The following is a 19,776-nucleotide window of genomic DNA, read 5'->3' as shown; positions in this document are numbered from 1 at the left end:
GCCGTTATGTGCGTCGATGGGCCCGGCCGTGCGCGCGCGACCACAGGAAACGCGGGTTGGCGGCCGGGCGTGCGCAAGGGGTGCCACGGAAATCGGAGCACGCCGCCCCGCATGAGATCGCCGCACAGAGCGGCTGCTTAAGACTAGAGAGTAATCAACTCCGCCAGCCAGCGGCAACAGGGCCCCGCTCGGCGTGTTCCAGCGTACCTCATCGCCCGTTCAGGATGCCGCATGCCCCTTTTTGCGCAATTCGCGCGCCCGGTCCGCCGGCGCGGCTCCCGGAGGGTCAGCCGCCCAGCCGCGCGCCGGTCAGGTCGACGTCGAGGGGCAGCACGCGCCAGCCGGGCATCGGGCGGGGCGTCCAGCCGTCCAGGCCGAAGGCCAGCACGCTCGGGCCCGCGCCGGAGACGACGGCCGCCACGCCCTCCGAGCGCAGGCCCGCGACCAGGGCGGCGGTGCCCGGCATGCCCTCGGCGCGGTAGTCCTGGTGGAGCCGGTCCTCGGTCGCGGCGAACAGGCGCCGCGGGTCGGCGGTCAGCGCGTGCACCAGCAGCGCGGCCCGGCCGGCGTTGAAGGCGGCGTCGGCGTGCGGCACCGTCTTGGGCAGGGCGGCCCGCGCGACCTCGGTGAGCCCGCGCTCCTCCGGGACGAAGACGACGGGGTGGATGCCGGGGGCGGGCTCCCGCCGTACCGCCGCGGCACCGTCGTCCGCGGTCCACGCGATCGTGAAGCCGCCCAGCAGGCACGGCGCCACGTTGTCGGGGTGCCCCTCGATCTCGTCGGCCAGCACCAGCGCCGCGGCGTCGCTCAGCTGCTCCGGGCCGCCGACGGTCAGGGCCCGGGCCAGCACGATCCCGGCGACGATGGCGGACGAGGACGAGCCGAGCCCGCGCGCCTGCGGGATGCCGTTGCGGCAGCGCAGGGCCAGGCCCGGGGGCTGCTCGCCGAGGACGCCGAAGGCCCGCCGCATCGCGCGGACGACCAGGTGGCTCTCGTCCCCGGGCAGGTCGGCCGCGCCCTCGCCGGCCACCTCCACGGTCGTGCCGGCGGGCGTGACGGCGGCCTCGACCTCGTCGTACAGCGTCAGCGCGAGCCCCAGCGCGTCGAAGCCGGGGCCGAGGTTGGCGCTGGTCGCGGGCACGCGCACGGTGACCGGCCGGGACAGGAAAGCCATGCCCACAATCTCACCATGAGGACCGCGCGCCCATTTCCCGGGATGGCGATTCAGTCCTCGGCGTCGTCGGCGTCCGCGTCGCCGGAGGGCGAGGCCCCGGGCGGCGGCTGGTCGCGCCGGGGCTCGCGCCCCGCCTGGCGCAGGGCCAGGCGCAGCGCGAACTCGATCTGCGCGTTCACGCTGCGCAGGTCGTCGCCCGCCCAGCGCGCGACCGCGTCGTAGACCTGGGGGTCCAGCCGCAGCAGCAGCTTCTTCCGCTCGGGCACGGGCTAGGCGTAGAGCGTGCCGGTGTTGACCACGGGCTGGACGTTGCGGTCGCCGCACAGCACGACGAGCAGGTTGGCCACCATCTGGGCCTTGCGCTCCTCGTCCAGTTCGACGACGTCGAGCTCGCTGAGGCGTTCCAGCGCGCTCTGCACCATCCCGACCGCGCCCTCCACGATCTTGTACCGCGCCCCGACGATCGCGCTGGCCTGCTGGCGGGCGAGCATGGCCTGGGCGATCTCCGGCGCGTACGCGAGGTGGGTGATGCGCGACTCCAGCACCTCGACCCCGGCCAGCGCGATCCGCTCGCCCAGCTCGACCGTCAGCTCCTCGCTCACCACGTTGCCCTCGCGCAGGCTGGAGCGGCCGTCGTCGTGCGTCTCGTACGGGTAGCTCGTGGCCAGATGCCGCAGCGCCGCCTCGGACTGCACCGCGACGTACGAGATGTGGTCGTCGACCCCGAAGGACGCCTTGAACGTGTCGACCACGCGCCAGACGACCACGGCGGCGATCTCCACCGGGTTGCCGTCGGCGTCGGAGACCTTGAGCCGGTCGGTCTCGAAGTTGCGCACCCGGCGGGACAGCCGGCGCTTGGCGCTCAGCGGGACGGTCCAGTAGAAGCCGGCGTCGGCGACCGTGCCGACGTAGCGGCCGAAGAACTGGATCACCCGGGCCTCGTTGGGGTTGACCACGGTGAACCCGGTCAGGATGAGCACCGCCAGCAGCGACGCCACGACGACGACGCCGGAGGCGGCCCCCTCGCTCAGCGTGCCGACGGCCACGACCGCCAGCGCGGCGACGATCAGCAGCAGGCCGAGCATCAAGAACCCGGCAACGCGAAACGCCCGACGCTCCATGACTACTCCTTGAGGGGCTAACGAACTGGAGGGGCTATCGAAGTGATATCACTACGATAGCCCACGAGCGCAAGCCCGGAAACTTTCATCGATGTGACGTCAACCGCCGCGGGTGCACGTGCGTCGATACGGGGTGAACTGGCGAAGGTTTGCGGCGGCGGCGGTGCTCCTGGCGGGGTCGATCGCCCTGTTGTGGTACGCGGCGAACGGACCGGTCGGGAGTCGGTGCTCGGCCGAGGGCACCGGCCCCATGCCGTTCCTGGCGCTGCTCGGCATGCTCGCGGCGACCGTGCTGGCGTTCGGGGCGATGCGCGAGGCTTACGGCTGGCCCGCGGTGCCGGCGGGACTGCTCTTCGGCGCGGCCGCGGTGGGCCTGCTCTGCTCAGGCTGGCTCGCCACGATCGGCGGCGCGGCGTTCACCGGCGGCTGCGTCTGAACGGAACGCCGCAGGACGATCAACGACCAGACCGCCGCGTACAGCAGCGTCACCGCGCCGCACGCGGCCAGCAGCAGCCGCGGCGAGGCCCGGTCCACGAACGCGCCCACCACCAGCTGGCTGGCCGCGACCGTCAGCGTGGCCAGCATGAAGTCGGCCGCGAAGATCCGCCCCCGCAGCGCGTCGGGCACCTCGGCCTGCAGCACGAAGTTCGACATCACGAAGTTCCCGCCGGCGGCCAGGTGGGCCACCGTCACCCCGGCCGCCATCAGCGGGAACCAGGTCACCAGGCTGACCCCGAGGTACGCCAGGCCGTAGACCGCCATCGACAGCGCCAGCCCCGGCAGCAGCCAGGCCCGGTGGGTCAGCACGCGGCGGAACAGGATCGGCCCGGTCAGCGCGCCCAGCCCGCGGGCCGCGAAGAGCAGGCCGGTGCCGAGCGGGCCGGCCCCCAGCAGCGGAAACAGGGTCAGCACGCCGTTGCCCAGGCCGACCGCCGACTTCACGGTGACGAGCGAGGCGACGCGGGGGTTGCCGCGGATGTACCGCAGCGCCTCCGCGATCGCCGCGAACGCCGGTGCGGGCGCGCCGGCGCGGGCGGCCTGCATCGGGCGGCGTACCCGGAAGACCTGCAGTGCGGCGAAGAGCAGCAGGACCGACGCGATCACGAAGCACGGGTAGGCGCCGAACGCCTGCGCCGCGATCCCGCCCAGCGACGCCCCGATCACCAGCATCGTGCCCCACGCGGAGCCGGCCAGGGTGTTGGCGGCCGGCAGGTCCTCGGGGTCGACCACGTTGGGCAGCGCGGCCTGCGCGGCCGGGATGAAGAACGCCTTCGCCACCGCGAGCGCGCCGACCGCCACCAGCGCCACCCAGGCCGTGGCGGGCGTGCGCACCAGCAGCAGGAGCAGCGCGAAGGCGGCCATCGCGAGGTCGGCCGCGAGGACGATGCGCCGCCGGTCCACCCGGTCGGCGATCGTCCCCGTGTACGGCAGCAGCAACGCCGTGACGCCGGTGTCGACGGCCAGCACGAGCGCGCCCCACAGGCCCGAGCCGGTGAGCCCGGGCAGCAGGGTGAGCAGCGGGATCATCACGAACCAGTCGGCCCCGAGGCCGATCAGGTCCGCGGTGAACAGGTTGCGGAAGTCCCGGTTGCGCCGTAGGACCGAGAGGGGGGTGCGAGGCACAGGCGGTACCGAATCCGCGGCTTCTGGATTTTAAGCGAGATCGAGGGCCTTGGCCGCGGCGAGGGGCTCGGCCGGGATCGTGGTCGGCGCGGGCGCGGTGGAGATCGCCCACTCGGGGTCCTTCAGGCCGTGGCCCGTCACGGTGCACACGATCGTCTGGCCCGGGTCGATGCGGCCCTGCGCGCTGGCCTGGAGCAGACCGGCGACGCTGGCCGCGCTGCCGAGCTCGACGAAGACGCCGACCGAGCGGGCCAGGAGCCGGTAGGCCTGCAGGATGTCGCGGTCGGTCACGGCGTCGATCAGGCCGCCGGACTCGTCGCGGGCGTCGACCGCCTTGGTCCAGCTGGCCGGGTTGCCGATCCGGATCGCGGTGGCGATGGTGCTGGGCTCGCGCACGACCTCGCCCTTGACGATCGGGGCGGCGCCGGAGGCCTGGAAGCCGAACATCCGCGGGCGGCGGGTGGCGTTGCCGGCGGCCTGGTCCTCCTTGTACCCCATCCAGTACGCGCTGATGTTGCCCGCGTTGCCGACCGGCAGGCAGTGGATGTGCGGGGCGTCGCCGAGGGTGCGCACGATCTCGAAGGCGGCGGTCTTCTGGCCCTCGAGCCGGTCCGGGTTCACCGAGTTGACCAGCGAGACCGGGTAGTCCAGGGCGAGCTTGCTGGCCAGCGCCAGGCAGTCGTCGAAGTTGCCGGTGACCTGCAGCAGGCGGGCGCCGTGCACGAGGGCCTGGGCGAGCTTGCCCAGCGCGATCTTGCCGGTCGGCACCAGGACGGCGCAGGTGATGCCGGCCCGCGCGGCGTACGCGGCCGCCGACGCCGACGTGTTGCCGGTGGACGCGCAGATGATCGCCTTGGCGCCGTCCTCGAGGGCCTTGGACACCGCGACCGTCATGCCGCGGTCCTTGAACGAGCCCGTGGGGTTGGACCCCTCGACCTTGAGGTACACGTCGCAGCCGGTGCGCGCGGACAGCTCCGGCGCCGGCAGCAGCGGCGTGTTGCCCTCCTGCAGCGTCACCACCGGGGTCTGCGGCCCGACCGGCAGGCGGTCCCGGAATTCCTCGATCAATCCACGCCACATGGCGCTCTACTCCCCTTCGACCCGCAGGACGCTTGCGACGGCACGAACGATGTCCAGAGCCCGCAGCTCGGCGACGGTCGCGGCCAGGGCCCGATCCGGCGCGGCGTGCGTGACGATGACGAGCACCGCCTGGTTGCCGCGGCCGGACTGGTTCACCGTCGCGATGCTGACACCGTGCTTGGCGAAGACGCCCGCGACGGCGGCGAGCACGCCCGCCTTGTCGGAGACGTCCAGGCTGATGTGGTACCGCGTGAGCACGTCCCCGATCGGGGAGACCGGCAGATCCGCGTACGCCGACTCGGAGGCGCTGTGGACGCCCGCGAGACGGTTGCGGGCCACGGCGACGACGTCACCGAGCACCGCCGAGGCGGTCGGGGCGCCGCCGGCACCGCGACCGTAGAACATGAGCTGGCCCGCCGCCTCGGCCTCGACGAAGACGGCGTTGAACGCGTCGCCGACGCCGGCCAGCGGGTGGGTGCGCGGGATCATCGCCGGGTGCACCCGCACCGAGACGGCCCCGTTGGCCTTCGAGGCGATGCACAGCAGCTTGATCGTGCAGCCCATCGCCTTGGCGCTGGCCATGTCGGCCGCGGTGACCTCGGTGATGCCCTCGCGGTGCACGTCGGCCGAGGTGACCCGGCTGTGGAAGGCCATCGAGGCGAGGATGGCGGCCTTGGCGGCGGCGTCGAAGCCCTCGACGTCGGCGGTCGGGTCGGCCTCGGCGTACCCGAGCGCGGTCGCCTCCTCCAGCGCCTCGGCGAAGCCGGCCCCGGTCGAGTCCATCGAGGACAGGATGAAGTTCGTGGTGCCGTTGACGATGCCGGTCACCCGGGTGATGCGGTCGCCGTGCAGCGAGTCGCGCAGCGGGCGCAGCAGCGGGATGGCCCCGGCCACGGACGCCTCGTAGTAGAGGTCCGCGCCGCAGTCGGCGGCCGCCTTGTGCAGGGTGGCGCCGTCCTCGCCGAGCAGGGCCTTGTTCGCCGTGACCACGCTCTTGCCGGCGTGCAGGGCCTCGAGCAGCCAGGTGCGGGCCGGCTCGATGCCGCCGACCACCTCGACCACGATGTCCACGTCGTCCCGCGTCACCAGACCGAGGGCGTCCGTCGTGAACAGCGACGAGTCGATCGGCAGCTCACGCGCCTTGTTGGGCCGACGGACGGCGACGCCCACCAGCTCCAGCGGCGCGCCGATGCGGGCCGTCAGGTCGTCCTCCTGCTCGTGCAGCAGGCGGATCACCTCGGAACCGACGGTCCCGCAGCCCAGCAGCGCAACCTTCACGGTTTGCGGCATCTGTCACCCCACGTCCAGTCTCAGCAGGTCGTCCACGGCACGCCGGCTTCCGGCGGGGCGCTTCTCGCCGTTTGGTGGCATGTCACCCCACGTCCAGTCTCAGCAGGTCGTCCACGGTCTCCCGGCGGACGATGACGCGCGACGCACCATCGGCCACCGCCACGACGGGCGGGCGGGGCACGTGGTTGTAGTTGCTCGCCATGCTGCGGCAATAGGCGCCGGTGCCCGGGACCGCAAGAAGATCTCCGGCCTTGACGTCGGCCGGCAGGAATTCATCTTTCACGACGATGTCCCCGGACTCGCAATGTTTTCCCACGACGCGGGCGAGAATCGGCGGTTCGGAGGATGCCCGGCCGGCCACGGTGGCCGAATAGGCGGCGTCGTACAGCGCGGTCCGGATGTTGTCGCTCATCCCGCCGTCGACGGAGACGTACGTGCGGATGCCGTCGACGTCCTTGACCGTGCCCACCTCGTAGAGGGTGAACATGGCCGGTCCGACGATCGCGCGGCCGGGCTCGACGGACAGGTGCGGCACGCTCAGGTGCAGGGCGGCACACTCCTGCTTGACGATCCGCACCAGGTCGCCGGCCAGGACGTGCGGGTCGGCGGGTTCGTCCTGCGTGGTGTACGCGATGCCGAAGCCCCCGCCCAGGTCCAGCTCGGGCAGCTCGCGGCCGTGCTTGGCGGCGATCTCGGCCTGGAGCTTGAGCAGGCGGCGGGCGGCCACCTCGAAGCCGGACGAGTCGAAGATCTGCGAGCCGATGTGCGAGTGCAGGCCGCGCAGGTCCAGGACGTCGTCCTTGAGGATCTTGTCGACCGCCTCGGCCGCGGCGCCCCCGGACAGCGAGAAGCCGAACTTCTGGTCCTCGTGGGCGGTCGCGATGAACTCGTGGGTGTGCGCTTCCACCCCGACGGTCACCCGCACCATCACGCTGGGTCTGGTGTTCGTGCTCAGCGCGATCTTGGTCAGGCGCTCGATCTCGTCGAACGAGTCGACGATGATCCGGCCCACGCCGGCCTCGACGGCTTTCGTGAGCTCCTCGACCGACTTGTTGTTGCCGTGCAGGCCGATGCGCTCCGGCGGCATGCCGCCTCTCAGGGCGATGGCCAGCTCGCCGCCGGTGCAGACGTCCAGGCTGAGGCCCTCTTCGACGAGGATCTTGACGATTGCCGTGGCGATGAAGGCTTTGCCTGCGTAGTAGACCTCGGCGCCACCGAACGCTGCCTTGTACGTGCGGCAGCGGGTGCGGAAGTCTTCCTCGTCAAAGATGTACGCGGGCGTGCCGTGCTCTTCTTGCAGGGCTTTCACGTCGACACCGCCGACGGTGATGGCCCCGCTTTGCCCGCGTGTGACCGTTTTGGGCCACAAAATCGGGATCAATGCGTTCACATCCTCCGGCGTGCGCAGCCAGGAGGGTCCGTTGGAGCCGAGGTCCGCGTGCAGCGCCCCAGCCTCGTGTGCGCGCATCTTCTACATCCGTTCCGGCGCCGAGACGCCGAGCAGGTCCAGGCCGTTGACGATGACCTGCCGGGTGGCGGCGTTGAGCCAGAGCCGGGCCTGATGGGTCGCCGTGAACGGGTCGTCGCCCTTGGGCAGCACCAGGCAGTTGTCGTAGAACCGGTGGTAGGTCCCGGCGAGGTCCTCCAAATAGCGTGCCACGCGGTGCGGCTCGCGCAGCTCGGCGGCGGTGGCCACGACGCCGGGAAAGTCCCCGAGCGCCTTCAGAAGATCAAGTTCCTTCTCGTGTACCAGCTGTGCCGCGTCGTACTCCGCCCGCAGTTCGTACCCCAGCTCGGCGGCGTTGCGCGCGATGGAGGCCGTACGCGCTCCCACGTACTGCACGTAGAAGACCGGGTTCTCGTTCTTCTGCCGCGTGATGACCTCGATGTCGAGGGTGAGCGGCGAGTCCGTCGAGGAGCGGGCCAGCGAGTAGCGGGCCGCGTCCACGCCGACGGCGTCGATCAGCTCGTCGAGGGTGATCAGGGTGCCGGCGCGCTTGCTGAGCCGGACCGGCTCGCCGCCGCGCAGCAGGCTGACCAGCTGGCCGATGAGCACCTCGATGTTGCGCTGGGGGTCGTCCCCGGCGCAGGCGGCGATGGCCTTCAGCCGGCCGATGTACCCGTGGTGGTCGGCGCCGAGCATGTAGATGCAGCGGTCGAAGCCGCGCTCGCGCTTGTTGATGTAGTACGCGGCGTCGGCGGCGAAGTAGGTCTTCTCGCCGTTGGAACGGATGAGGACCCGGTCCTTGTCGTCGCCGAACTCGGTGGTGCGCAGCCAGACGGCGCCGTCCTGCTCGAAGATGTGGCCCTGCTTGCGCAGCTCGTCGAGGGCGTGCTCGACGGCGCCGCCCTCGTGCAGGGTCTTCTCGGAGAACCAGACGTCGAAGTGGACGCCGAACCGCTCGAGGCTGTCCTTCATCTCTTGCAACATGGCTTCGTAGCCCGCTTGCAGGAAATACGCCTGCTGTTCGGCTTCGCTTGCCCGCAAAATGTCTGGATTCTTAGCTTTTAGCGCTTTTGCGATATCTTGCACGTACTCGCCGGGATATCCGTCCGGCGGCGTGGGCCTTTCGTTGGCCGCCGCGGTCAGCGACTCGCCGAACCGGTTCATCTGCACGCCGGCGTCGTTGACGTAGTGCTCGCGGGTCACGTCGGCGCCCGCCGCCGAGAGAATCCGGCCCAGCGCGTCGCCCACGGCCGCCCAGCGGGTGTGCCCGAGGTGCACCGGGCCGGTGGGGTTCGCCGAGACGAACTCCAGGTTGACCTTCTCCTTGGCGAGGGTCTCGCTGCGCCCGTACTGCCGGCCGGCCTGCACGATGAGCCCGGCGAGCTCGCCCACGGCCCCCGCGGCGAGCCGGATGTTCAAGAATCCGGGCCCGGCGATCTCGACGCTGGCGATCCCGGGAGTTTCCTGCAAGTTTTTCGCGACCGCCGCCGCCATCTCGCGCGGGTTCAGTCCGACCTTCTTGCCCAGTTGCAATGCGATATTCGACGCATAGTCACCATGCTCCGGGTTTCGCGGTCGCTCCACGCTGGTCGTCGCCGGGAGCACGGACGCGTCGAGGTCACGCTCGGTGATGGCCGCCCGGGCGGCGGCGAGGACTGCTACGGCGAGTTCAGCGGGAGTCACCGACAAATGTTATCGGGGGTAGACTCCGGTACTTGGCGGCGGCCCGTTGTGCTGGTCACAATGCGGGACGTTCTTCTTCCCAGGATGGACACACGCCAGGGTAGTTCCCCGCCGTGACCCCCGACCGTTGACCAGACGAGGCCCGATGAGCGAGCACAACGCTGAGCGTTGCGGAGCGACGAGATGAGCATGAGCACCCAGCACGGGGGCGGCAACCGAAAGCCGTCCACCAAGGCCGTCTCCGGCGCGAAGCCCAAGCAGGGCGGCGACGAGGATCCGGACGTCGTCGAGGACTCGGCTTTGGAGGCCGACTCCGTCGAGGAGACCGACGCGGTCGAGGAGGACGCCCCGGCGACCCCGGCCAAGCCCAAGGCGAACCCGCGCAAGTCGGCGACCGCCCGCAAGACGGCCCCCACCGGCAAGCGGCCCGCCACCGCGACCCGCCCGGCGGCCAAGAAGATCGCCCCGGTCAAGGTCAAGCAGGGCATGAGCTGGGGCCCGATCGCGCTGTTCACCACCGTCGGCGTGCTGGCGCTGGGCATCGTGGGCTTCGCCGGGTACCAGGTCTGGCAGAACGGCCTGGGCTGGCACGACCGCGCCGACCAGATCAGCGGCATCCAGGACTACTACAAGACCGACAAGGCCATGGTCGGCCAGCGCGAGCACGTGTGGGGCCCGCAGACCTACAAGATGAGCCCCCCGGTCGCCGGCAACCACAACCCGAACTGGCAGCGCTGCCTGGGCGACGTGTACACGTCCCAGATCGCCAGCGAGCACGCCCTGCACAGCATGGAGCACGGCGCCGTCTGGATCACCTACAACCCGAGCCTCCCGGCCGACCAGGTCGAGACCCTCGCGAAGAAGGTCCGCGGCAACGACTACATGCTGATGAGCCCGTACCCGAACCTGGACAAGCCCATCTCGCTGCAGGCGTGGGGCTTCCAGCTCAAGGTCGACAACGCCAGCGACGGCCGCATCGACGAGTTCATCAAGGCCCTGCGCCAGAACGCGACCCTCGAGGCCGGCACCCCCTGCTCCAGCGGCGACATCATCACCGAGACCGGCACCACGCCGCGCGACCTCGGCAAGGACGGTTCGACGACGCAGATGGGCGGCAACTAGCCACCGTGTTCGCGCAACTCTCCGGGCGGGCACGCCTCACCTTCGGCGTGCTCGCCGCGGTCCTCCTCCTCGTGACGGGCGTGGCCATCGGCTACCTCATCCCCGTCCTGAGCCGCCCCGGCGACGACTCGGTCGACGCCGGCTTCGCCCGCGACATGAGCATCCACCACGCACAGGCGGTGGAGATGGGCATGTTCGCGTACCGCCTGGGCACCACGGACGACATCCGCAACCTGGGCTACGACATCGCCGCCAGCCAGCAGTGGCAGATCGGCCAGATGCAGACCTGGCTCACCGAGTGGCACCTCTCCCCCACGTCCTCCAAGCGCGCCATGGCCTGGATGCCGGACGGGCAGAACACCCTCCAGCCGGACGGCCGCATGCCGGGGATGGCCTCGGACGACGAGCTGAAGAAGCTCAAGTCCTCCACGGGCAAGGACTTCGACATCCTGTGGTGCCAGCTCATGCTCCGCCACCACCTGGGCGGCATCCACATGGCCGAGGTCGCGGCGAAGTCCGCCTCGGACCCTGATGTCCGGGACGCGGCGGAGAAGATCCGGCAGTCGCAGTCTTACGACATTGCGCAGCTTTCCGAGAAGCTGAAGGACTTGGGCGCGCAGCCCTTGTCGTCTTAGCTCGCTTGTTTCCACCCGCCCCAGTGATCACAGGGGAACCAGTGCGCGGGGCGGGTGGGGGCTCTGCTAGTCTGTTCGAGGTCCGAAGGAGCCCCGGTCGCCGGGGATCTCGTTTGGCCCCCGTAGCTCAGGGGATAGAGCACCGCCCTCCGGAGGCGGGGGCGCAGGTTCGAATCCTGCCGGGGGCACCAGTTAATTTCCGGCTCTGACCAGCCAAAACGAAGCCCTGGACGAGCGGAAACGCGGCCCAGGGCTTCATTCGTTTGTCCGGCTGTCACCGGCGTTCACCGGCCTTGATCGGCCACCCACGGCAAATACGCGGCCAACTTTCGTCGGTGTAGCGCCCGAGTTGGCCAGTCCCCGGACCGCCGCCACGCCTGCGGCACGCGCACCGGTTCTGCGGGAAACAAGGTGACTACTGCTCGCCGGCGGGCCGAACATGCGGCCACGCGCGGCCTTCGGCTGGCGCCAGGAGGATGCTCAACCGGCCCTCGATGCTGAGGATTTCGCCGTGCGGGATGTCGGCGTCGATCGGGAAGAACGTAATCCTCACCCAGCGCTGCCGTCGGCCCGTACGCCGAAAATGCTCACGCATCCGACTGCGGATTCCGTGGGGGTCCCGCGGACGATGGACCGACCCGACGTACAGGATCGTATCGGAGACCGACTCGGCCACATAGACCCCCGTCCCGCCGACGAGCACACTGATATCGCCGTGTGTCGCAGTCTTGGGTTCTCCGACGGCTCGTTCGCCGATGAGACGCTGAACAGCATGTACGGTCAAGGGCCTCATCGTGCATCGCTCCGCGAGCGCGCAGAGGTGGAAAAGATCGGCTGGAACGACACCAAGTACCTCCTAAGCTCGACGGCCGCTGGAGACCTTCTCGTAGCGGCGTGCGCGGAGCCCAGGTTCTGGCGCCACGCGCGGCCCCGGACGGATCTAGCCCGCCTTCGGCCGAGCGGCGCGAAAGCGCCATTCCAACGACCAGACGCCTCAGGGCAGGACTCTGCTGCCGGGTTGGGGGCGTCGTCTGCTGCCGGATCGAGTCCGGACTGCAGGGTGGTTAGATGCGCGATCGCGTCGTACATCGCAGCGCACGGTATGGCGCTGCCGGGGGCGGCCGGGGTTGCCCGGCCGCCAGCGTGTGACAGTAGCGGTCTAACTGGCAACCGGTGGCCCTACGGACTACCGGTTGGCCTTCGAATCCAGGTCAGTCTTCCTCGTCAGCTACGTCAGCTTCTTCCTCCAAGTCGGCAACAGACTGAGGAGCCTTTCCAGTGCCGGCGGCGTAGCTCACGCCGATCTCGAACCACTCGTCGATCTTGCTACGCTCAGTCTCCAGGATCTTTCGCCAGCGCATGGCCTGCTGAGGCTCGAGTCCCTGGATTTCGACGATGCGGGTCTGTGAAGCGTCTTCGATCTGCTCAAGGGCCTGCATCGTTGTTTGGAGAGCGGTCAGCGCCTTTGCAACGTCGCGCTGAGCGAGAAGGAACGGGTCCTTGCCGCCGATGCCGCTCGGCTCATCCTTACCGTTCTTCGGGAAGAGCTTGTCACGCAGGAGATCGTTGTCCAGCACGACCGGCTCCCCATCGCCGCTCGCAGTCGCTTTCCCGTTCTCATCACGGAGCCTGGGGGCTCGCTCCGCCCGGCCGTCCTCGATGATGTGACCCAGCTGCTCAATGCCTGCAGGAGAGCCAAGCATGTCTTCGAGCAGCTCAGCGATCGGCCTGCGGTCTTTGCCGGCGCCCAGGTCATTCCGCGGAATTCGTAGCACGTCGTAGATGGCCGCATAGTACAGCGCTCGGACTGCGAGTTCGATCGATGCAGGGCCTGGGTTTCCATGCTGCTGCTCTTTGCGCGCCCCGTTGAGCAGCGACTTAAGGGGCTGACGTGTCGGCTGCCACTCCGGGTTCGAGGCGATGTTGGTGATGTCAGCACCGCTGGTCATCACTTTGATAATTCGTTCAATCACCGAGGGCAAGTATCGATTTGTCCCGCGGAACTCCCGAGCAACCAGCTCGATGCCGAGTGGAAGCTTGGTGGTCTTGCGAACCTGGCTCTTGCGGCCGGTCTCCTTGCGAAGCACGAAGGCGATTGGTCGGCGGATAGCATCGTGCACGGCCTTCTTTTTGGTCGTGAACAGCCACAGAAGCCGAGCGAACCGGTCATCGGGATACTGGGCGACGCCTGCGTCACTTGCAGCCTGTCGGTCGAGGTGACCTAGAAGCCAGTTGTACTCGTCGCGGCTGTCCAGCAGATTGGCAGCCCATGTCGCGGCCAGGCAATCGTCGGCCATCACCGAATTCTGCGCTGCGGCGGTCCAATCGACCTTGACGTTTAGGTGCTCCTGCGCCACCTTGACCTTGATCGCCTCGGCGAGGTTAGGAGCATTGCCGGCGTCCGCCTCGAATCCCACGATCAGAATGAAGTTGACGGTGGCACATCGCACCCGCGCGCGCTCGTCCCCAGTGATGTCCTCCATCGGCTTGCTGACGATTTCATTGATGCCGTCAACAAATTCCTTGATCGGCCGGGAGCTCGACGGCATCTGTACCAGCGTTTCCTCTGGCATGACACCGAGGATGTGGTGCGCCCAACTAATGCGGCTGGAGCCTTCCTTGACAAGCGGTACGGCGATGTCGGTGTCGCCGTCACCGAACTTAAGCACTGCCATGACGCCGAAGGGGGCGTCCATGATGCCCTGTTCCCGGATCGGCGGGAACGGTTCGTTCTTCCCCCGGGTCTTGTCCATGGCGATCTCGAGTGCATCGAGTAGCGCGTCGCGGCCAGAGACCGTGATCTGGAGTTCTGCCGCATCAGCCGCTACCTCGGCCTTGAAGACGTCGCCACCAGCGCCTGCGAGAGCGTATGAATAGTCCGCCGCGTTGCGGGGGTTCGCGAAGTCGGCCAGGAGACGGGGCGTCCACGCGCGGCCCTCGATGTACAGGAGGTCGCCGCCGGGGATGCGCATCCGACGTGGATTGGCGATCTGCGGCAGCACCTCCTCCGGGTGCACCCACATCGTCGACAGTGCGCCGGCCGCGCGATCGCTCATGCCGAGCAGCTTCTTGGCCTGCGCGCGCAGCGTCCTGATGTCCGACGGGTCAGGCAGATCAGGCAGCCGACGGAGCGGCCGCGGCATTTCGGTCTTCTCACCCGTCACGATTACAGCTGGGCTGGTCATTGGGCTCCTCCTCCGGATCCCGCATAACCGCGGGACCTCTCCCGCGGCACTTCACACGGGAGCCGGACGCCGACCAGCTCTCGCTGCGCTTCCGGCCGGATCGGGTCCGCCATCTACGCAAGCGGCTCGGGAATGCCAACGCGGCGATCGAGGTCTCCCGAGACTCGCCTCACGAGGCGAAGCTCTTCCTGGACCTGCCTGTCAGGGATCGGATCGGCGTCCAAACCCTGATCTCGCCGCGACGCAACCCGCGTCGTCTGTCGAAGGATGACACATGTCGTGCGAGGACGCCAGTAGCAATGTGCGGCTGGACAATCCGGACGTTCCAGTCAGCATTGCAGAGCTTTATTTCCGGGCTGAGGCCTTCGGCCAGGAGCATCTGGCTGAAGGCCTCACCCAATCGGTCAATATCCGAGCGCGTCCGAGATGCGCTGGCGCAGCTGCTGCGCTCCCCCGTCAAGGCACTTGGCGTAGATCTTGAGCAGGACCTCTACCGAGTGGCCGGCCCACTCGGCCGCCTGCGTGGCAGGCACTCCCCCGTTTAGCCACGTCGACACCGCCGCGTGCCTCAGGTCGTACGGCGTGGCCGCGAGCGGTGACGCCGCCACCTCGGGCGTGAAGACCTTCTCGCGTGCCTTCCGCCACGTCCGGTTGATGGTGCCCTTCGGCATCTCCCCCTCGTTCCGCTCGCCGCAGAACAGCCGGCCGTCCGCCGCCGTGCCGAACTCCTCGATGTGGGCGTTCAGGAGCGCGGTCAACTCCGGTGGGCAGGGCACCGTTCGTACTTCGCCGCGTGCCCGCTGCTTCAGCTGGCGGCGGTCGCGATTCTCGCCGCTGTCGGTCCATTCCCGGCCGGCGTGCGGCTCGGCGGTACTCAAGTTGAACTCTCCCCACCCGTCGACGGGGAGGACCAGGTGGTGCTTGGCGAGCGCAACGGCTTCCTCGGGCCGCATCGCCGCGAAGTACAGGCACCCGTAAAACGCCACGAGCCGGGGGCCGCTGCGCTGGAGCTTCCGGACCGCCTCGAGCAGTGATCGCACCTGCACGGGATTGGCCACCGATCGCCGGTCCACCGTGTGCGTGGTTCTCGGCGGCGTCCACTTCAGCGCCGGAATCGGGTTAGCGTTGAGGAGCTTGCGCTCCACCGCGTACTCCACGGCCGTATTGAGAATCTTTCGCCGTCGGCTGACCACGCTCGGCGCAGCCGGCTTGCCGTCGAGGCGCACGGTTAGCCCGTCGAGCATCGGCCGGAGCACTTCCGGCTTGGCGAGCGCGGATACCGGCCGCGTGTTCTTCTCCACCCACCGCAGTACGGCTTTCACGTCGGCCGGGCTGCTCTCGCGGTGCGCGGTGTTGAACGCCCACCGGCTCAGCGCGACGCGAATCCGTTGCGCGTCGGGCTTTCCTCGCTCCGTGGTGAACAACGCCGTGGTCATCGCGGTCAGCGCCTCGGCGTGCGTCCGCCGCGTGGTCGCAGCGACCCGCGGCCATTTCATGTCCGCGAACGCACACGCCAACTCGTACCAGGACATGTCCCGGTTGGCGCGACGCATCGACACCGGCAGGCCCGATTCCACGTCGAATGCCTCGCCCTTGCGCGCGGCGGTGACGAGCTCGGCGCGGAAGCCCTCGGAGAGCGCCTTGCCCTTGAACGCCTCCTTCCGCTCCCGGCCGGCCACGCTCCAGCGGACGTAGTACGTGGTCCCCCGCGTGCCCTCGTAAACCCTCGTCTTCCAAATCCGCACGTCGTACGTCGTTTCCATTTATGCGGCCTCGTCCTCGAGCAGAGCAATCCAGGATTCGTAGTCGGCCCGCCGGATTCGCAAATCACCATTGGGCAGCTTGAAGCACGGCGGCGCCTTTCTCTTGGCACGCCAGTCGTAGAAAGTCGAGCGGGAGATACCGAGATCGGCACAGACCTCTGCGATGGTCAGGTGCCGTCCGCGGGTGGTCATCGGGTGCCTGCTGCGCCGCGTTTCCCCCGGTTGCCCGTACCATCCGTACCAAGCGTGTCTTGGCAGCTCAGTGCCGGTACGGATCGGGTCGGCGGTACGGATCGATCCGTACCGCGTCGGGCATCCGTACCGCGCGTGACCTGGGAAGACACCGTTGGTACGGATGGGACGGTGAGAGCGGGGCAGTAGCGCTCCCAAGCGTCCTCGAATGCGTTGCGGCGATACCCCTTCGCTTGCCCCACCGGGAAGCGGATGGTCGCCGAACTGATGTCGAATTCGCGCAGCAGATCCCCGAGGCGCTTGCCCGTCAGACCGGCCGGGCCGAATCCCTGCCAAGGCCCTTCCGCGTCGCCGTTCAGCACCTCGAGCAATTCGGCGCTCGTGGCCGCGCCGGGCTCGCCGAGCGTGGTGAAAGCCGCACGGATATCGGCCAACAATTGAATGCGATTCGACACCGGTCCGGTCTCGTCCGCCTCGGCCACGAGCGTCGCGGCCGCGGTCCGGCCGCGCGTCGGCCAGCTGCCGTCGGCGAGATCGGCGACGGCGATCAGCGGCTCCCACGTGTCGGCGGCACGATCCTCGAGCGGCATGGCCGGCTCCGCGCGTTCGAGGGTGTCGAGATGCCCCCGCAACCACTGGAAGAGATCGGCGGCCAGCTGCCGCAGCGCGGGGCCGTCGCGGCGATGGCGGTACGGGGCAACGGTCTCGCCGGCCATCCGCCGACGCATGCGGACCACGACGGCGCGGTCTTCGATGGTGTCGGGCATGGCGCCGATGCCGGCCAGCGCGGCCATGGCGAACGTGGGGATCTTCTCCAGCCGGTGCGTGTTGTTGTCCCACCGGATGGCCGGCCGGTTGCGCTGGTGACCGGCGTTGAGCAGGCCGCGCAGGTCCTCGTTGGCGTCGGCGTTCTTGCCGCCGAAGATGGTGTCGGCCTCGTCCACCAGGAGCGTCGGCGGCTCGTCGGTGCCGATCGCCCGGTACACGGCGGCCGGCGAGGCGTTGACGGTGATGAGCGGGTTGCAGCTGGTGCCCTCCACGATGTCGAGCAGCCGCGACTTGCCGCAGCGCTTCTCCGGCGCCCGGATGACCAGCCGGGGCGCGTGCGCCCACGCGGCCTGGGCGTGGGTGGCGGCGATCCAGAGGGCCACCGCGTCGACGGCCTCGGCCGAGGGCAGCACGACGTAGCGGGTCAGGGTGCGGTGCAGGGCGTCGAGGATGTCGGCGCCGATGTTCGCCTGGTTGCTCATGCGGAAGCCCTTTCTGCGAGAGGCATGGCAGCTAGGAGCTGCTGGCCGAGCCAGGTGGTGTAGGCGGGCGGGATGGCTTCGCGCAGCTCGTCGCGGACCATCCAGTCGATGCCCATGGCCCTGCGGGCGTGGGCGACGCCGGAGAAGTTGCCAACGACGTGCATGAAGTCCCCTGGCTGGGGCGGGCGACCCATCTTGCGGAGCGGCGCCGCGTGCAGCGGGTGCTGCGGCTGTCCGATGGCGCTTGAGGTTTCAAAGAGGCGGTGTCGGTAGACGGCGAGGCCAGAAAACATGGCTCCGCACAACATGATCGGGTCGTGGAGTGGCGCGCCTTCAACGTTCTCAATGGCCCAGGGCCGACCCGCGGCAACAAGCGCCGCCCGGGTCGCGGTGATGAGGTCCGGGTGGTTACGGCCCTGAATGCGCTGCGCGAGGGTGTATGCCTGGCAGGGCGGCGAGGCGTGCACCGCATCAAACTCGTGGCCGTGCGCGGCCAGGAATTCGAGGGCGTCCGCACGGTGGAACTCGAACGGGTAGCGCGGCTGCGGGTTGATGTCGACGCCGACGACATCGAACCCAGCCAGGTGGTAGCCCATCCCGGCCCCACCAGCGCAGCAGTACAGGTCCAGCAGACGCGGACGGCCGGGGAGCCGTTCTGCGCGGCGAGTCGGCAGCGTAGTCATGCGGCAACTCCCTCGTCTCGGAACCCGCCGGCGATGGCGGCGCGGGTCTCGCGGTCGGTCTGGCCGGCGCCCATCCCGGCGTCGTACAAGGCGTTCATAGCGTCGCGAAGGCTGATCACGTCAGCGGCGACCATGCGGGCGGCTCCTCGAGCGCAGCCGTAGAGGGTGGCGCGGCGGCGGCCCTTGGGCGCGTGGCGGACGGTGTCGAGCAGGGAGCGCAGTAGCGCGTCGGGTGATGAGATGCCCCCGCCCGGCGTCGAGCTCGTCGCCCTGGCCGTGCGCGACGGCGGCTCGGCGGCCGGCGCGGGCTGGCAGGCGGTGACGAGGGCCGGGGGCATCTCAACCACCGGCCGACCACCCGTCCACCGGTACGGGCGCCGTGTGCGCGGATGGATGGACGGCGGCGCCACGACGTAGCCACCGTCGCCGCGCACGTCGATGCCTTCCCCAAGGCGGCTCTGGCTGTTCAGGACGGGCGTTCCGGGGTGGCGGTAGTACAGGTGCCACCCACCGCTTCCGGTGACGACACAGGCTGTCTGTGGCATGAGTGCCGGGTCGATGGCGCCGCCGTGGCCGGGGTCGATGTCGACCACGACCAGACCGGCGACCGCGCCGGTGCGGATGGCGAGGAGTCCGGCCGGCCGCGCGGTCACCATGGCGGCGATGCGGTCCGAGTCGATGGTGGCGGCGTAGAGGCCGTGGCAGAACAGGCACGGGCAGGCGTCGCGGGCGTGGTCCGGGCCGGCGGCGCGGCAGTCGTCGCAGTTGGCCATCGGCCGCTTGGTGCGGCCGAGCAGGAACACCGGCCAGCCGCGCCCGGCGTAGTCGAGGGCGTTACGCAGCAACGGTTCCACTGTGGATGCTCCCTCCGTGTCGGGTGGCGTGGTGCAGGACGCGGGTCAGTTGGTCGGTCAGCTCGAGCAGCTGCCGCCGCGCGGCCGGCTCAGTCGGGGCGAGGGCGACGGTGAGCCGGACCTCGGCGTGTTCGCGGCCGTCGGCGGCGCGAACGCGAGTGAGGGCGATCCGGCCGAGCCGCGGGACGGCGATGACGATCGGATCGGCGCGGTGCTCGCCGAGGGCGCAGCGGTGGCCGCCGGCGCACCAGCCGGTGTGCGGGGTCATCGGGTGCCGTCCCTGCGGTTACTGCGGTCGTTGGCGTGGACCGTGCGGAGGTAGTTGATGGCGCGGCGGCCGGGGCGTAGCTGGCGTCCGGTGCCGTCGCAGCGGCGGCAGATGCCGAACGCTCGGCCGCCGAACAGGGCGCGGCGCTTGCCGTCGCCCTTGCAGCGGCGGCAGGCGACGAACGGCCAGAGCCAGCAGGCCAGCAGGTAACCGAGTGTCACGACGATCAGCGCGAGGATGAACAGCGCGGCGGCGGCCGGGTGGCCGGTCGCGGTTGCGGCTTGGGCAGGCATGGAGTGGCCCTCCTGGGCTGTTTCAGGGCGTAGAGGGATGGCGGCGCGACCCGCGACCGGGCGGTGTATGGCCTGACCAGGCCGGTCGCGGGTCGGGTCGCGGTGACGCGACC

At 69.6% G+C, this 19,776-nt stretch carries 19 protein-coding genes and 1 tRNA gene; 3 read left to right on the top strand and 17 right to left on the bottom strand.

The genetic code is table 11. The features are described 5' to 3' along the window. Nucleotides 1-286: 286 nt before the first annotated feature. The 8 genes from thrB to argS all read right to left on the bottom strand — a co-directional run bounded on the left by thrB (nt 287) and on the right by argS (nt 9,418). The gene (thrB, locus tag ACQPZ4_RS06415; protein WP_433057100.1) at nt 287-1,180 is read right to left on the bottom strand and encodes a homoserine kinase; all 894 of its coding nucleotides are present in this window, start codon (nt 1,178-1,180) and stop codon (nt 287-289) included. Between the two features lie 44 nt (nt 1,181-1,224). Further along, complete coding sequence (locus tag ACQPZ4_RS06410) at nt 1,225-1,440, bottom strand: hypothetical protein (protein ID WP_433057098.1); 216 nt, start codon at nt 1,438-1,440, stop codon at nt 1,225-1,227. A gap of 3 nt (nt 1,441-1,443) precedes the next feature. Continuing rightward, on the bottom strand, nt 1,444-2,295 hold the full coding sequence (locus ACQPZ4_RS06405) for an SPFH domain-containing protein (RefSeq protein WP_433057096.1): 852 nt from the start codon (nt 2,293-2,295) through the stop codon (nt 1,444-1,446). A 318-nt stretch (nt 2,296-2,613) separates the two neighbouring features. Further along, nucleotides 2,614-3,918, bottom strand: a complete 1,305-nt coding sequence (locus tag ACQPZ4_RS06400; RefSeq protein ID WP_433057094.1) for an MFS transporter — start codon at nt 3,916-3,918, stop codon at nt 2,614-2,616. A 30-nt stretch (nt 3,919-3,948) separates the two neighbouring features. Further along, nucleotides 3,949-4,998, bottom strand: coding sequence for a threonine synthase (gene thrC, locus ACQPZ4_RS06395; protein WP_433057092.1), 1,050 nt, complete (start codon nt 4,996-4,998; stop codon nt 3,949-3,951). A 6-nt stretch (nt 4,999-5,004) separates the two neighbouring features. Beyond that, nucleotides 5,005-6,276, bottom strand: a complete 1,272-nt coding sequence (locus tag ACQPZ4_RS06390; protein ID WP_433066304.1) for a homoserine dehydrogenase — start codon at nt 6,274-6,276, stop codon at nt 5,005-5,007. Between the two features lie 94 nt (nt 6,277-6,370). After that, a complete protein-coding gene (gene lysA / locus ACQPZ4_RS06385) occupies nt 6,371-7,756 on the bottom strand; it encodes a diaminopimelate decarboxylase (RefSeq protein ID WP_433057090.1) in 1,386 nt (461 codons plus the stop codon). Nucleotides 7,757-7,759: 3 nt separating this feature from the next. Then, a complete protein-coding gene (gene argS, locus ACQPZ4_RS06380; RefSeq protein ID WP_433057088.1) occupies nt 7,760-9,418 on the bottom strand; it encodes an arginine--tRNA ligase in 1,659 nt (552 codons plus the stop codon). 189 nt (nt 9,419-9,607) lie between these two features. Between argS and ACQPZ4_RS06375 the strand changes: the two genes are divergently transcribed. The 3 genes from ACQPZ4_RS06375 to ACQPZ4_RS06365 all read left to right on the top strand — a co-directional run bounded on the left by ACQPZ4_RS06375 (nt 9,608) and on the right by ACQPZ4_RS06365 (nt 11,366). After that, nucleotides 9,608-10,540 carry a DUF3105 domain-containing protein gene (locus tag ACQPZ4_RS06375; protein ID WP_433057086.1) on the top strand — a complete coding sequence of 311 codons (933 nt, stop codon included), beginning with the start codon at nt 9,608-9,610 and terminating at the stop codon, nt 10,538-10,540. A gap of 5 nt (nt 10,541-10,545) precedes the next feature. Continuing rightward, complete coding sequence (locus ACQPZ4_RS06370) at nt 10,546-11,175, top strand: DUF305 domain-containing protein (protein WP_433057084.1); 630 nt, start codon at nt 10,546-10,548, stop codon at nt 11,173-11,175. 116 nt (nt 11,176-11,291) lie between these two features. Then, nucleotides 11,292-11,366, top strand: a tRNA-Arg gene (locus tag ACQPZ4_RS06365). Nucleotides 11,367-11,590: 224 nt separating this feature from the next. On the opposite strand, the gene ACQPZ4_RS06360 is transcribed toward ACQPZ4_RS06365, so the two are convergent. From ACQPZ4_RS06360 to ACQPZ4_RS06320, 9 genes are all read right to left on the bottom strand, one after another. Further along, nucleotides 11,591-11,959 carry a hypothetical protein gene (locus ACQPZ4_RS06360; protein WP_433057082.1) on the bottom strand — a complete coding sequence of 123 codons (369 nt, stop codon included), beginning with the start codon at nt 11,957-11,959 and terminating at the stop codon, nt 11,591-11,593. A 427-nt stretch (nt 11,960-12,386) separates the two neighbouring features. After that, nucleotides 12,387-14,339 (bottom strand): hypothetical protein, encoded by a 1,953-nt coding sequence (locus ACQPZ4_RS06355; RefSeq protein ID WP_433057080.1) that lies wholly within the window; start codon nt 14,337-14,339, stop codon nt 12,387-12,389. A 425-nt stretch (nt 14,340-14,764) separates the two neighbouring features. Beyond that, nucleotides 14,765-16,123 carry a tyrosine-type recombinase/integrase gene (locus ACQPZ4_RS06350; RefSeq protein WP_433057078.1) on the bottom strand — a complete coding sequence of 453 codons (1,359 nt, stop codon included), beginning with the start codon at nt 16,121-16,123 and terminating at the stop codon, nt 14,765-14,767. Next, on the bottom strand, nt 16,124-16,315 hold the full coding sequence (locus ACQPZ4_RS06345; RefSeq protein WP_433057076.1) for a helix-turn-helix transcriptional regulator: 192 nt from the start codon (nt 16,313-16,315) through the stop codon (nt 16,124-16,126). After that, a complete protein-coding gene (locus ACQPZ4_RS06340; RefSeq protein ID WP_433057074.1) occupies nt 16,312-17,565 on the bottom strand; it encodes a DUF3631 domain-containing protein in 1,254 nt (417 codons plus the stop codon). Before ACQPZ4_RS06340 ends, ACQPZ4_RS06345 begins: the two co-directional genes overlap by 4 nt. After that, on the bottom strand, nt 17,562-18,248 hold the full coding sequence (locus ACQPZ4_RS06335) for a hypothetical protein (protein WP_433057072.1): 687 nt from the start codon (nt 18,246-18,248) through the stop codon (nt 17,562-17,564). Before ACQPZ4_RS06335 ends, ACQPZ4_RS06340 begins: the two co-directional genes overlap by 4 nt. After that, the gene (locus tag ACQPZ4_RS06330) at nt 18,245-19,102 is read right to left on the bottom strand and encodes a bifunctional DNA primase/polymerase (RefSeq protein ID WP_433057070.1); all 858 of its coding nucleotides are present in this window, start codon (nt 19,100-19,102) and stop codon (nt 18,245-18,247) included. The genes ACQPZ4_RS06335 and ACQPZ4_RS06330 overlap by 4 nt, the downstream gene beginning before the upstream one ends. Then, nucleotides 19,083-19,370 carry a hypothetical protein gene (locus ACQPZ4_RS06325; RefSeq protein ID WP_433057068.1) on the bottom strand — a complete coding sequence of 96 codons (288 nt, stop codon included), beginning with the start codon at nt 19,368-19,370 and terminating at the stop codon, nt 19,083-19,085. The genes ACQPZ4_RS06330 and ACQPZ4_RS06325 overlap by 20 nt, the downstream gene beginning before the upstream one ends. Beyond that, the gene (locus ACQPZ4_RS06320; protein WP_433057066.1) at nt 19,367-19,663 is read right to left on the bottom strand and encodes a hypothetical protein; all 297 of its coding nucleotides are present in this window, start codon (nt 19,661-19,663) and stop codon (nt 19,367-19,369) included. Before ACQPZ4_RS06320 ends, ACQPZ4_RS06325 begins: the two co-directional genes overlap by 4 nt. Nucleotides 19,664-19,776: the final 113 nt, after the last annotated feature.

Origin of the sequence: Dactylosporangium sp. CS-033363 (assembly GCF_050942475.1) — a bacterium.
GTDB lineage: Bacteria > Actinomycetota > Actinomycetes > Mycobacteriales > Micromonosporaceae > Dactylosporangium.
The sequence above is the reverse complement of the archived record's forward strand: the minus strand, read 5'-3'. Positions and strand labels throughout refer to the sequence as shown.

What these genes read in the sequence shown, in the direction of transcription:
- ACQPZ4_RS06340 (WP_433057074.1), bottom strand. Translation starts at nt 17,565, where the DNA reads ATGAGCAACCAGGCGAACATCGGCGCCGACATCCTCGACGCCCTGCAC.
- ACQPZ4_RS06320 (WP_433057066.1), bottom strand. Translation starts at nt 19,663, where the DNA reads ATGCCTGCCCAAGCCGCAACCGCGACCGGCCACCCGGCCGCCGCCGCG.
- ACQPZ4_RS06405 (WP_433057096.1), bottom strand. Translation starts at nt 2,295, where the DNA reads ATGGAGCGTCGGGCGTTTCGCGTTGCCGGGTTCTTGATGCTCGGCCTG.
- thrC (WP_433057092.1), bottom strand. Translation starts at nt 4,998, where the DNA reads ATGTGGCGTGGATTGATCGAGGAATTCCGGGACCGCCTGCCGGTCGGG.
- ACQPZ4_RS06325 (WP_433057068.1), bottom strand. Translation starts at nt 19,370, where the DNA reads ATGACCCCGCACACCGGCTGGTGCGCCGGCGGCCACCGCTGCGCCCTC.
- lysA (WP_433057090.1), bottom strand. Translation starts at nt 7,756, where the DNA reads ATGCGCGCACACGAGGCTGGGGCGCTGCACGCGGACCTCGGCTCCAAC.
- ACQPZ4_RS06350 (WP_433057078.1), bottom strand. Translation starts at nt 16,123, where the DNA reads ATGGAAACGACGTACGACGTGCGGATTTGGAAGACGAGGGTTTACGAG.
- ACQPZ4_RS06345 (WP_433057076.1), bottom strand. Translation starts at nt 16,315, where the DNA reads ATGACCACCCGCGGACGGCACCTGACCATCGCAGAGGTCTGTGCCGAT.
- ACQPZ4_RS06375 (WP_433057086.1), top strand. Translation starts at nt 9,608, where the DNA reads ATGAGCACCCAGCACGGGGGCGGCAACCGAAAGCCGTCCACCAAGGCC.
- ACQPZ4_RS06335 (WP_433057072.1), bottom strand. Translation starts at nt 18,248, where the DNA reads ATGACTACGCTGCCGACTCGCCGCGCAGAACGGCTCCCCGGCCGTCCG.